Genomic DNA, 12,700 nt, shown 5'->3' on the forward strand with positions numbered 1-12,700 from the left:
AGTAAGTATATCACTTTTTTATTACAAATTCATTAATATTTTTTTAACAGTTAACTTGCATTTTAAAAAAAGTCAATAATCCATAAAAAAATCCCTCTATCACCTTTTCTATGTAATCAGTGCTCCTCAGGTGCGCATCATCAAGTCTATTATTTATATTCCCGAGGTATACATTTACAACGCCCCTCAAACCCTTTTCTTTTTCTTCATACACGTACCCACGACCATCAAGGGGAAGCTTTAGCTCCAACCCGTGATATATTTCCATAGCCGCCCTTTCTAATTCAGAGGAGCTATATGTGACTTTATACCCAGTGAAATCCTCTGATTCATGCAATAAAGCTATAAATATACTTATATCGGCTTTTACTTCACCATTCCTGTATACAACCTTACAACCGTACTGCTCTACTGCACTGCCGATTTTATCTGCAATTTTTCTCAATACATCCTTTTCCACAAGTTTGGTGGGGCTTACATGCATACTTTCAGAAGGTATAAGCCTTATTACCTTGCCCTCAAAATACCGCCTTAACTGTGATCTATCCAAAATCACTGTTAAAGAAAATGGCACACCGTTCTTCGGCATTACATCATAACGGGTGTCAAATTGTGTACGTATATATGCGATGACATTGTTGTCTCTCTGGGCTAACTCTATACAATTTATTAATCCGTCGTATACGCTTTTGCTTTCAGCGGAGAAATTCAACATTGTGTTGTAAAACATCACTTCCATACTTCTGCTATCAATAGCTCCAATACTATATCTGGGTTCATTCAACAGCTGAAAACAAATTTGACTTTTATAACCTTCAACCTTGTTATAATAATTGGTCAAATATGAAATACTTTTTTTAATAAAAATTCCTCCCTATTCCAAATATGTGGCAAAATTGTGATTGAAATATTTGTCATATATAGTATAATATTTGTAATAAGCTTAATCAAGAGGTGTACAAATGTACAGAATACCTGTCAGAACACACATAATAACAGAGAAAGACAACATCGTATCTGTAGTCAAAAAGTACATAGAGAATATCGCAGAGCCAGGTGATATCGTGGCCATCGCGGAGAGCGTTGTTGCGATCACTCAGGGAAGGGCTTATCTGCCCAAAGACGTAAAGGTTGGATTGCTGGCTAGGTTTTTATGCAAGTTCCCCCAGAGGCACGGAAGCCTTACATCGCCGCAATCCATGCAACTGGCCATAAACGAAACCGGGCATTTTCGAATTCTGCTTGCAGCAGGTATAGGCGCCATAGGTAAGCTTTTTGGCATAAAAGGCTGGTTTTTTAAAATCGCAGGTAGGCAGGTAGCCCTAATAGACGATGTAGCTGGCACCATGCCACCCTATCACAGGCACATCGTACTAGGACCTAAAGACCCCGATAAGGTATGCAATGCCATAAAAAAAGCCACAGGCATTGATGCTATAATCGTTGACGCCAACGACATAGGCTGTGCGAATATTGTGGGCCATTCTTCTGGAATAAGTATGGATATAAAAAAGCAGCTTACAAACATCTTCAAAGAAAATCCCGCGGGAAACGGCGATCAGCAAACCCCTATTGTGCTGTTAAAAAGATGCAAGGCAAAGGACATGTAGAACCCGGCTACTTACCGCAAAGTACATCACTGTACACCTGAATGACTTTTTCGCACATTTTATCAGCGCTAAACAACTCCTTGTACCTTTCATAGCCTTTTAAACCATACCTTTGGCCGCGTTGGGGATCGTTGAGAAAGTAAAGTATAGCCTCTTTTAATTTTCCCACGTTCCCTGGCTTTACCAGCAGACCATTGACTCCATCTACCACCTCCTCGGGTATTCCCCCTACATCTGTCGCTACTATCGGTTTGGCTGCCCTCATGGCCTCGATGACTGACACAGGCATTCCCTCTGAAAAAGAAGGCAGGACAAAGACATCTGAACTTTTCAACAATACATCTACGTCATCTCTATAACCTAAAAGCTTTACCTGTTCTTGTCTATTCAATACCTTTATAAGGTCTTCCAGTTGGCTTTTCTGAGGCCCGTCGCCCAGGACCAAGAACTCCACGTCATCCCTCTCCTTCAATATTTCATCTGCAGCCTTTATCAAGTATTCAACCCCTTTTTCCGGTATAAGCCTGGCCACTGATATAACCCTTTTCTTACCACTCAATTCTTTAACATCGTCCTTCGCGCCCCCATCAACGAAATCTGGTATTCCATTGTATACCGTCCGGATTTTGCCCTCAGGTACCCCCATCTGCTCAATCACATGGACCTTTAAAGCCTCCGACACTGCAATATAGGCTTTGGTGCGCCCTGAAAGGATTCTCTCCATGAGCACAAAAAACTTTCTCAAAAAAAATCTATCAGGCATATAATTGTGAACTGTTACTACCGTAGCATATACACCGTCGACCATGCACGCAAGTCTGCCTACCACTGATGCTATGTACCCGTGCATATGGACCACGTCAGGTCTTTCTTTTTTAATAACAGAAGATATTTTTATTGCCTGGCTAAACAGCGAAAATACATTGCTGTCGTTGTTAAATACCACCCTATACGCCTTTATCTCCAGACCTCTAAACCACCTTTCGGTGACATCATCAATATCTCCGATCAAACAAACGTCATACCCTTTTTCAATCAGCATAGATAGAAGTATCTTTATGTGAGACAGCATGCCGCCTTGAGATGTCCTCACGATGTGCGCTATTTTCATAAATCAATCCTCCTTATGTTAATTATAATTATAGACTTAAAACTTTCAATTAAACTATATATTTGATAAACGGCAGTATTATTAAAGTGGTTCCTACATTAAATAGCGTGTGGATAACGGCAATCTGTCTGGCAGGGTCATTGCCACCGATTGCCTTTGATAAGTCCACCAGTGGATTTAACAGCATCATAAATATCACGGTGCCAAATACATTAAACAACAAGTGAAAATACGCCGCGTTTTTTGCGCTTTTATTTTTAGTTATAACCGCTGCTATCAATGTATCAAAACACGTGCTGATATTCTGCCCAAACACTATAGGCGCTGCGCCAAAAGCAGATATCATATCAGCCCTGGCAAGGGACTGCAACATGGCAATTCCCACTGTGGAGGATTGAATAATAGTAACTAAAGCAATACCAATAAGCAACCCTTTAAAAGGGCTGTCGTCGATCCCCTGCATCATTCCCACAAAATTCAAGTTTTCCCTCAATGGCATCATTGAATCGCTCATATAGTCAATGCCGTAAAATAACAAACCGATACCTGCGACAAACTGAGAAATACACCTCAGCTTTGAATTTCGGCTCAAGATGTACCCCAAAACACCTATCGGAACGAGATATACAGTATAATAAAACGCGTTAAAGGATATAATATTGACGGTTATAGTTGACCCTATATTAGATCCCATTATTATTGCTGCTGCCTGGCCAAAATCGATAACGCCTGCATCGATAAAACTGATCAACATAATGATGACCCCGCTGCTGGACCCAGACAACGCGGTTATAGCAAATCCTATAAAAATGTTCACAAGCACACTCCTGGAAACACGAGCCATGAGCCTTTTGACTTTTTCTGTAGCCATGCCTTTTAAGGCATCATTCATAAAATACACGCCAAACAAAAACACGCAAAGCCCCAAAAAGATTTTTATAGCCACAACGGTATATTGCATATAAATTCCCCCTTTCTTATCTTCATTTTTTAAAAACTCCAATGTTAATATATTTTTAATGTTTTTGTGATATAATAGCTTGTGGAGGATAAGGTATGGGAAAAAGAATTTTAATACTATCAGAAAAAGTCGGAGAAGGTCATGAGCGGGCAGCTAAAGCCGTTCAAAAGGCAATATACGCCTTAGAACCTTCTGCCCACGTCTTAATTTTGAATCCCTGGAAGACATTTTACCCTGCTCTGACACAGTTATCCACAGAGACATACCTGATGACACTAAAAGTAAAGCCAGAGCTATGGGGTTATATATACGATAAGGAAAGAGCTCAGAGAGGCAAAAAAATAATAAAAGTCGTAGGCAAAGGCATATACTTCCAGATGGACAGAATACTCCGGCGTTTTAAACCCGATTTCATCGTGTGCACCCATCCGTTTACGTACTATGCGATATATCAGTTCAAAAAAGAGCTTTTTAAGTCAGGCGTAAAAATAGCTTCTATCGTCACAGACTTTGATATCCATAGTTACTGGATAGACGAATGCGTGGACATTTATTTTGTAGCCTCCGATGATGTAAAGGAGAAAATTATCAAAGCTGGAGTAAAAGGCGACAATGTGTATTCTACGGGAATCCCCGTAGACATAGCCTTCAGCTCCAAGCCAGACAAACTAGAGATGAGGTCAAAATTAGGCTTTAAACCTGAAATGCCATTAATTTTGATAATGGGAGGAGGGCTAGGCCTGGGCAATATAGAAAATATAGCCCGGGAAATATCCAGAGTACGCCGCAGTTATCAGGTAGTTTTAATAGCTGGCAATAACGAAGAGCTAAAAAACGAAACAAAAGCCATAGCTCGCAAATCCCTTACTCTTATGCACGTTACAGGATTCGTGGACAATGTAAATGAGTACATGGCCGCATCAGATCTCATAGTCACAAAAGCAGGGGGATTGACCATATCTGAAGCCCTGGCCATGGATTTGCCCATTATCATAAGCACCGCATTGCCTGGCCAGGAAACATACAATCTGGATTTTCTGCTAAAAAAAGGAGCAGCCCTTAAAGCAGACAGTCCTGCAGAAATAATCGATGCCATTGACAGGCTGCTGAGAGATCAAGAGCTATATAATCGCATAAAAGATAATTGCAAAAAGATTTCAAAGCCCAATTCCTCTATAGAGGTGTCAAAAGTAATATTAAACGAAATAGAAAAAAGCAGAAATTTTTTTGAGTCCATACAATAAATAAGGTATTGAAAAATTCACCTCACAGGTCTATAATTATATCGCTGCAAGCCCGAAACTTTGCAGAGTTTCGGGCTTTTAAACCGTAGAAAGAAGGTGTAAATAAACTTGTACAAATTGGATCAGACGAGAACCCCTCTTTTTGACGCGCTTTTAAAATATTATGAAAACAATACCGTGCCTTTTCACGTACCAGGTCATAAAAAAGGCGCAGGAATGCACGATAAATTTAAAAAATTTACAGGAACCAACGTGCTATCCATCGATGTAACCGTATTTAAGGAAGTGGATAGCCTTCACAAACCTACAGGCGCAATAAAAGAAGCCCAAGAACTAGCTGCAGATGCTTTTGGCGCTGACGCTACTTTCTTCTGCATCCATGGCACAACCGGAGCCATCCAGGCCATGATATTGAGCACAGTAAAAGAAGGGGATAAAATCATCATCCCCAGAAACGTTCACAAATCAGTTACTTCGGGAATAATACTAAGCGGTGCTACACCTGTGTACATAAAACCCGAAATAGATGACAGATTGGGAATAGCCATGGGCGTGACGCCGGCCGCTGTAAAAAAAGCCATAAGCGAAAACCCCGATGCTAAAGCCGTTTTGATAATAAACCCTACTTATTACGGCGCTGCTACCGACATAAAAACGATCGCCGACATCGTCCACCAGAACAACATGTTGTTGCTGGTAGATGAAGCCCATGGCCCTCATCTAAAATTTAATGAAAAACTTCCTTTATGCGCTCTAGACGCCGGTGCCGACATGTCATCCCAGAGCACCCATAAAATACTGGGAGCTATGACCCAAGGCTCTATGCTTCACGTCAGAAACACCGTAGACATCAACAGAGTTAAAGCTGTGATGAGCCTGTTGCAGACCACCAGCCCTTCATATGTGATACTGGCATCGCTGGACGTAGCCAGGATGCAAATGGCCACAGAAGGCAAAGCGCTGCTGGATAGAACCATCGGGCTGGCGCAATACGCCCGCAAGGCCATAAATCGCATGCGAGGCCTTTATTGCCCGGGTGAAGAGCTCATAGGCCGCAATGGCATATATGACTTTGATCCCACAAAGGTAACAATTAATGCCAGGGAATTGGGAATAACTGGATATCAGCTGGAGAGGTTGCTCTCGGAAAAATACCACGTACAACTGGAGCTGGCTGATATGTACAACGCCCTTGCCGTATTCTCCATAGGAGATACCAAAAAATCGGTAGACGCGCTTCTACACGCCCTGGAGGAAATAAGCGAATCTTATTATAAAAAAGGAACAAAGAAGTTTACGTGCCGTGACATCCCTGACATACCAGAACAGCTTTTAAACCCTAGAGAAGCTTTCGCCAGCGATACCGCCCTGCTGCCTCTAAAAGACAGCGTAGGCCAGATAAGCAGCGAATTCATCCTCTCATACCCACCTGGCATCCCTGTGTTATGTCCTGGCGAGATAATAACCCAGGAGATCGTAGACTACGTAGAGGAAATGAAAGCAGCAGGGTTGTTCGTCCAGGGAACAGAAGACCCTGACGTAAACTACATAAAGGTGGTCAGAGATCTAAAGGCCATCAATATAACCGCATGAAAACACCCCTTCAGCCATTTACGGCTGAAAGGGGTTTAAATATAACCTCCGTCTACGGTTATCACCTGCCCTGTTAAATAGCACGCCTCATCTGACGCCAGATAAACAGCCACTTCAGCCACATCCTCGGGTGTTCCGATCCTCTTTACAGGTATGGCATTTCTCATCTTTTCCAGTTCCTGAGCAGTAAAGCTTCTGAGCATATCTGTATCTATAATGCCAGGGGCTATGGCATTAACCCTTATACCGCTAGGACCCAACTCCTTTGCCAGGGCTTTAGTCATAGCTATTATCGCCCCTTTAGCTGTAGAATAAGCCACTTCCATAGCCGCGCCACAAATGCCCCATATGGACGTTATATTTATTATACAGCCTTTTTTCTCCGATATCATATAAGGCAGTACTTCCTTTAAAACATTATAGGTCCCCAATACATGGGTATCCATAACCTCTTTCCATTGCTCATCAGGCATATCAGTAAAAAGTGTATAGCGCGCAATTCCCGCATTGTTTACCACAATGTCAGGTCTTCCCACATTGACTTTTGCTACCTCAACCATTTCCCTGACGGATTTTCTATCCCTCACGTCAGCGCCAAAGGCCACTGCGTACCCGCCTTTACTCCTTATCTCTCTGACGAGTTGTACAGCCTCATCTTTAGACTTATGGTAATTGACCAAAACCTTCGCACCTTCCAGTGCCATCCTATAAGCTATAGCCCTGCCTATACCTCTAGAAGCTCCTGTCACTATAGCTGCCTTGCCTTTTAGTTTCATTTTACAAATTTCAACACCGACTGGATAACCTTGTTGACCTTTTCCACGTTGACGCCCTGCTTTTCAATGTCCACAAGGCATTCTTTTGCGTGGTTTTCCAGTATCGAATAACCTACTTTCTCTATCGAGGACTTTATGGCAGCTATTTGCAACAGGATTTCATCGCACGTCTTTCCCTCTTCCACCATTTTCTCTATGCCGTCAATATGCCCTTTAATGGTCCTCAGCCTGAATATGATGTCCTTTTTCATATCGTCAGCCACTGTCAATCTCTCCTTATACCATTTAATACACCCATAAAACCAGGAAAAGAAATATCAACGCAATCAAAACCCTCTATTGTCGATTCCCCTCTTGTAATCAAAGCAGCTATTGCCATGGACATGGCAATGCGGTGGTCTCCAAAGCTTTTAAATGTCGAAGCTTTAAGGCCTCCTTTAGGTTTACCGTATATAACCATTCCGTCATCGGTTTCTTCCACATCCACGCCTAGCAACCGTAAATTATGAGCCATCCCATAAATCCTGTTGCTTTCTTTAACCTTAAGCTCTGAAGCGTCCTTTATGGTAGTAACCCCTTGGGCTACAGATGCGGCAATGCAAAAAACAGGTATCTCATCTATCATCCTCGGTACTATATCCCCTGATATTATAGTACCATGAAGCTGACTGGCCCTCACCCGTATGTCGGCTACAGGCTCATTGTTCACCGTTCTCCTATTTATCAACCGGATATCCGCTCCCATGCTAACCAGAGCATCAATTATTCCCGTCCTAGTGGGATTTACCCCCACGTCCTTTATCAACACGTCGGAATCAGGTACTACAAGAGCACCTACAATAAAATATGCCGCTGAAGAGATGTCACCTACCACATACACAGTCTGGGCTTTTAATCGTTCTACAGGTCGTGACACAATACGGTTGCCTGAAACCTTAACATCCGCCCCAAAAGCTGAAAGCATTGTCTCCGTGTGGTCCCTGGACTTTACAGGCTCATAGATTACGGTTTCTCCTTCAGCGTACAGGGATGCCATTAGTATAGATGATTTTACTTGAGCACTGGCCACAGGCATGGTGTACTCAATGCCTTTAAGATAAGAACCTCGTACGGTTATAGGGGCATACATATCCCCATTTCTACCTTGTATCACCGCTCCCATCTGGCGCAATGGCTTTATAACCCTGCCCATGGGCCTTTTTCTTATAGAATCGTCGCCATCTAGCACAGCCTCAAAAGGCTGTCCTGCCAAAATACCTGTCATTATCCTTATAGTAGTTCCAGAATTGCCTACATAAAGGGTATTTTCAGGTTTTTTTAGCCCCCTTAGCCCTTTGCCGTGCACCACTATTTTTTCGCCCTGCTCTTCGATATCTACACCTAATTGCCTGAAACAGGCTATAGTAGACAGACAATCCTGTCCCTTTAAAAAATTATATATAACCGTATCCCCTTCAGCAAGAGCTCCTATCATAATCGCCCTATGGGATATGGATTTATCCCCAGGGATAGTAATAGTACCGTACAGTCCCCTGCATTTGCCTTTTACCTGCATGATATAACCCTCTCCCGATAATTCTTGGCTCTCGAAAAGAAATCGCCCAATTTCTCTCCATTCTCCTCTTCCAGAATGTTTTTAAAGTGCTCCAGTTCGCCTTCAAATGCCTTTATAGCATCCAGGATCTTGCCCTTATTGCGCAAACACACGTCTCTCCACATCTCAGGAGAGGAAGAAGATACCCTGGTCAAATCCCTGAAGCTTCCCGCCGCTATCTCGCTCAATACGCCATCTTTGTCACTATCCATTGTTGTATTTAACAAGGCAGCAGATATCACATGAGGCATATGGCTTATAACAGCCACTGCCACATCATGATAATCAGGGTCTATAAGCAGTGGTCTTGCCTCTATCGAGGAAACTATAGATGTAAGCAAATCCACTTTGTCCGAAGGAGCTGCTAAAGGCATCAAAAGGTACGCGCAATTTTTAAACAAATCGGGAGTAGCGTTAAAATATCCGCCTTTTTCCATACCGGCCATAGGATGTCCCGATATAAAGTAAACCCCATGGGGAATTTCCTCTACAACCTTTTTAAGCATATCCCCTTTTACGCTACACACGTCGGTCACTATAGTACCTGCTTTTACCCTGTGCGCCACGGCCTTTACCGTATCATATACCTTGCTCACAGGAGTGCACACAAACACCACATCAGCAGCAATGTCTCCCTCTATGTCGCCCAGTGAAAGCCAGAATTCATCCACCACTCCCTCGTCAAAAGCCGTCTTGAGGCTATTGAAGTCTACATCCACCGCCCATATTCGATGGCATAGGCGAGCTTTTATGGCCTTTGCCAGGGAGCCGCCTATAAGCCCCAAACCTATTATTCCTATGTTCACAGGCCAACCCTTCTTCCCATTACATCGGCAATTTTAGACACACCGCTGACCAGGTCTTTGAACTCCTCAGGCTTTAAAGACTGGGGGCCATCGGACAATGCCAGCTTAGGCTCAGGATGCACCTCAATTATGAGGCCATCGGCACCTGCGGCAATGGCCGCCATAGCCATAGGTTTTATAAGCTCCCGCTTCCCCGTGCCGTGGCTGGGGTCCACGATTATAGGCAAATGGCTCTTAGACTTAACCACAGGTACAGCGCTAAGGTCTAGGGTATTCCTGGTATACGTCTCAAAGGTTCTTATCCCCCTCTCGCACAAGACTACATTGGGATTGCCTTCTGCCACAATGTATTCAGCGGCATTTAGCCACTCCTCTATGGTAGACGCAAGACCTCTCTTCAAAAGGACAGGCTTTTTACTTCTTCCCACTTCTCTCAACAGCTGGAAGTTCTGCATATTGCGGGCACCAATTTGAAGCATATCAACCTTTTCGGCTACCCGCTCCACATCCTGTGTGTTTACCACTTCTGTGACTATCCTTATGCCCAGCTCTTTTTTAGCTTCCACCATTAACTCAAGCCCTTCCCATTGTAGTCCTTGAAAAGAATAAGGGGACGTCCTGGGCTTAAACACACCACCTCGCAAGATCTTGGCACCACAACTTCTAACAGCTCTGGCCACAGTCATAAGCTGTTCCTTGCTTTCTACCGCACACGGCCCCGCTATAAGCACGATTTCAGCACCGCCGATTTTCACGCCGTCCACGTCCACGACCGTAGGCTCGGGTTTAAAATTCCTGTTAACCAGTTTATACGGCTCCACTATAGGCACAGCCTTTTCAACACCTGGCAACAGCTCTACGGGATAATCCTCCAGCACTTTTTTATCCCCTATAACGCCTATAATAGTCCTCTCAGTGCCTTTGGATATGTGGTAGCTCAAGCCTTTGCTAATCAAAAAATCGCATACGCCTTTAAGCTCTTCATCGGTATAATCAGATTTTAACAGTATTACCATAAAAACATTCCTCCTCTACCGTACTACTAAATAAAAATAAAAAAATTAAAAACCGTGCTACCATGCTACGAAAACACCGTTATACAACGATATTATCGCCTACATGATAACAAATTATATCATAACGCAGAGGGATTTGACAAAACTTTTATCGCCCTCTTTACCTGGGGAATAGCGTATACCACTAGACAGATAACCAGCTCAGGCCCTATTACAGTAGCATTGTATACCAGTGAATAGTAAACCGGGTTCATTCCTTTAGGAGCATACGATGCAAAAAACACAAAGCCTGATATAAAATGGAATACAAACCTTCCTACGCCTCCTGCTACTATACCCAAGGGTAGATTCTTTTTAAAAAAACCCGCTATCCCCAGCGCGCCAAATGCCAAAGGATAATCCAATAAAAGTTGAGCCCAGTGTACCACAAAAGCGTCCTGTATCAGCTGCAAAAAGCCATAAGCCACTCCCGCTGTTATACCCGCCGCTGGTCCAAAAGCATACGCGTAGATAAAAAGAGGAAGCATGCTGGCAGGGGTGATCGTACCCCCTTGAGGCATATGATATAGCCTTACATACGATAATACAAAAGATATGGCTATACTCAAGCCACCGTATACAATGGTCCTTGTATCGTATCTCCTTTTCTTGCCCCTTACATAAAAGATTAAAACCACTACCAACACCACAACGAGAGCCGCAATGGTGATCGCTTTTATCTTGGCAAAATCGCTGAAAACACCTACGAGATACTTCATTAAAAAATACCCCCTTTGTCTTCGCCACAGGGAGTATTTGCAGAATACTCCGCACTCCCTACGCCAGCATTAACTGACAGGTTCAAAGGGTCTACGCCCTAACGGCGTACTCTCAGCAAAAAGCTCCCCTGGCGGATGATGATTTTGTTTTACACCTTTATACCACACAACGGACAATATGTCAAATGTTATCTAAACCTTGACCCTAAAATCGCAAAAGTATATACTTACCTTGGGGAGGAGATCTCTATGAGCAAATCAGAATTTCGCAGGCTCTGGAACGGATTCTGGCAGTTGGCAGATCCTAAAATATGGATAGCATCCACAGTCCCTATGGCAGTAGCTGGTGCATACGCCTATGGCCAAACAGGTCGATTCAGCCTCTTGTGGTTCGCTGTATCTGTGATAGGCATATACCTGATTGAAATAGGCAAAAACGCCCTCAATGAAATTGTGGACTATGAATCAGGGGTAGACCGTTTTATAAAGCCTGAAAACACAACTCCTTTTAGCGGAGGTAAAAAAACTATTGTCCAAGGCAAATTAACCGTAAAAGAGGTTAAAGTTATAGCACTTTTGACCATGCTAGCAGCGTGCGCTATAGGGCTTATCATAGTGCTTTTTCGTGAACCATCCGTAATATGGATAGGCATTTCAGGTGTTCTAATATCAGCTTTTTACAGCATACCACCTTTCAAGCTGTGTTACAACGGCCTTGGCGAAATAGCCGTAGGGGTAACTTTCGGGCCTTTAATCACATCGGGTATGTACCTGGTTTTAACTCATCAACTGAATACATACGTGTTGCTGCTATCATTGCCCATAGGCTTTTTAGTGACGAATATCCTGTGGATAAATCAGTTTCCCGACTACGAAGCAGATGCTAAAGGCCATAAGTACAATTGGCTGGTGCGCTTAGGCAAGAAAAAAGGGGTAAAGGTCTACGCAACACTGTACATTGCAACATACATATCACTTATAGTATTGAGCGTCGTAGGTAAAAATCCCCTATGGCTTTTAGGCTTCATAACCCTGCCACTGGTTATACAGTCCGTAAATATAGCTAACAAATTCTACGACGACATACCTAGGTTAATAAGAGCTAACGCTAAAACCGTCCAGGTATATCAGATAACAGGGCTTGCAATGGTAATAATTTCGCTGCTAGTTTAAGTTGATATTATTTTAACGACGTGATATAATAATGTTAACACAAAATTCATATTTTAGC

General features: G+C 43.0%; 13 protein-coding genes and 1 riboswitch. Of the genes, 4 read left to right on the forward strand and 9 right to left on the reverse strand.

The window, feature by feature from the left end; genetic code table 11:
* Window positions 1-43: 43 nt before the first annotated feature.
* Window positions 44-730, reverse strand: coding sequence for a hypothetical protein (locus tag CALPO_RS0103735; RefSeq protein ID WP_156940129.1), 687 nt, complete (start codon window positions 728-730; stop codon window positions 44-46).
* A 232-nt stretch (window positions 731-962) separates the two neighbouring features.
* On the opposite strand from CALPO_RS0103735, the gene CALPO_RS0103740 reads away from it, so the two are divergent.
* A complete protein-coding gene (locus CALPO_RS0103740; protein ID WP_026486133.1) occupies window positions 963-1,610 on the forward strand; it encodes a coenzyme F420-0:L-glutamate ligase in 648 nt (215 codons plus the stop codon).
* A gap of 7 nt (window positions 1,611-1,617) precedes the next feature.
* Here the strand turns inward: CALPO_RS0103740 and CALPO_RS0103745 are convergent, their stop codons facing one another.
* Together CALPO_RS0103745 and CALPO_RS0103750 are read right to left on the reverse strand one after the other, a co-directional pair.
* Window positions 1,618-2,721 carry a glycosyltransferase family 4 protein gene (locus CALPO_RS0103745; protein WP_026486134.1) on the reverse strand — a complete coding sequence of 368 codons (1,104 nt, stop codon included), beginning with the start codon at window positions 2,719-2,721 and terminating at the stop codon, window positions 1,618-1,620.
* A 49-nt stretch (window positions 2,722-2,770) separates the two neighbouring features.
* A complete protein-coding gene (locus tag CALPO_RS0103750; RefSeq protein ID WP_026486135.1) occupies window positions 2,771-3,682 on the reverse strand; it encodes a Na/Pi cotransporter family protein in 912 nt (303 codons plus the stop codon).
* 95 nt (window positions 3,683-3,777) lie between these two features.
* On the opposite strand from CALPO_RS0103750, the gene CALPO_RS0103755 reads away from it, so the two are divergent.
* Together CALPO_RS0103755 and CALPO_RS0103760 are read left to right on the forward strand one after the other, a co-directional pair.
* Window positions 3,778-4,926 (forward strand): MGDG synthase family glycosyltransferase, encoded by a 1,149-nt coding sequence (locus tag CALPO_RS0103755; protein WP_026486136.1) that lies wholly within the window; start codon window positions 3,778-3,780, stop codon window positions 4,924-4,926.
* Between the two features lie 108 nt (window positions 4,927-5,034).
* Window positions 5,035-6,519, forward strand: coding sequence for an aminotransferase class I/II-fold pyridoxal phosphate-dependent enzyme (locus tag CALPO_RS0103760; protein ID WP_026486137.1), 1,485 nt, complete (start codon window positions 5,035-5,037; stop codon window positions 6,517-6,519).
* 35 nt (window positions 6,520-6,554) lie between these two features.
* On the opposite strand, the gene ymfI is transcribed toward CALPO_RS0103760, so the two are convergent.
* From ymfI to thiT, 6 genes are all read right to left on the reverse strand, one after another.
* A complete protein-coding gene (ymfI, locus tag CALPO_RS0103765) occupies window positions 6,555-7,295 on the reverse strand; it encodes an elongation factor P 5-aminopentanone reductase (RefSeq protein ID WP_026486138.1) in 741 nt (246 codons plus the stop codon).
* Complete coding sequence (locus CALPO_RS0103770; protein ID WP_026486139.1) at window positions 7,292-7,558, reverse strand: metal-sensitive transcriptional regulator; 267 nt, start codon at window positions 7,556-7,558, stop codon at window positions 7,292-7,294. Before CALPO_RS0103770 ends, ymfI begins: the two co-directional genes overlap by 4 nt.
* A gap of 2 nt (window positions 7,559-7,560) precedes the next feature.
* On the reverse strand, window positions 7,561-8,850 hold the full coding sequence (gene aroA, locus CALPO_RS0103775; protein WP_026486140.1) for a 3-phosphoshikimate 1-carboxyvinyltransferase: 1,290 nt from the start codon (window positions 8,848-8,850) through the stop codon (window positions 7,561-7,563).
* Complete coding sequence (locus CALPO_RS0103780; RefSeq protein WP_026486141.1) at window positions 8,841-9,695, reverse strand: prephenate dehydrogenase; 855 nt, start codon at window positions 9,693-9,695, stop codon at window positions 8,841-8,843. Before CALPO_RS0103780 ends, aroA begins: the two co-directional genes overlap by 10 nt.
* Window positions 9,692-10,711: a 3-deoxy-7-phosphoheptulonate synthase gene (gene aroF / locus CALPO_RS0103785; protein ID WP_026486142.1), complete on the reverse strand. Its 1,020-nt coding sequence runs from the start codon at window positions 10,709-10,711 to the stop codon at window positions 9,692-9,694. The genes CALPO_RS0103780 and aroF overlap by 4 nt, the downstream gene beginning before the upstream one ends.
* Window positions 10,712-10,830: 119 nt before the next feature.
* Window positions 10,831-11,469, reverse strand: coding sequence for an energy-coupled thiamine transporter ThiT (gene thiT / locus CALPO_RS0103790; protein ID WP_026486143.1), 639 nt, complete (start codon window positions 11,467-11,469; stop codon window positions 10,831-10,833).
* Between the two features lie 37 nt (window positions 11,470-11,506).
* Window positions 11,507-11,609, reverse strand: a riboswitch (TPP riboswitch).
* A gap of 109 nt (window positions 11,610-11,718) precedes the next feature.
* Here thiT and CALPO_RS0103795 point away from each other — a divergent pair.
* Window positions 11,719-12,642 carry a prenyltransferase gene (locus CALPO_RS0103795; protein WP_026486144.1) on the forward strand — a complete coding sequence of 308 codons (924 nt, stop codon included), beginning with the start codon at window positions 11,719-11,721 and terminating at the stop codon, window positions 12,640-12,642.
* The last annotated feature ends 58 nt before the right edge of the window (window positions 12,643-12,700 follow it).

The organism is Caldanaerobius polysaccharolyticus DSM 13641, from assembly GCF_000427425.1.
GTDB lineage: Bacteria > Bacillota > Thermoanaerobacteria > Thermoanaerobacterales > Caldanaerobiaceae > Caldanaerobius > Caldanaerobius polysaccharolyticus.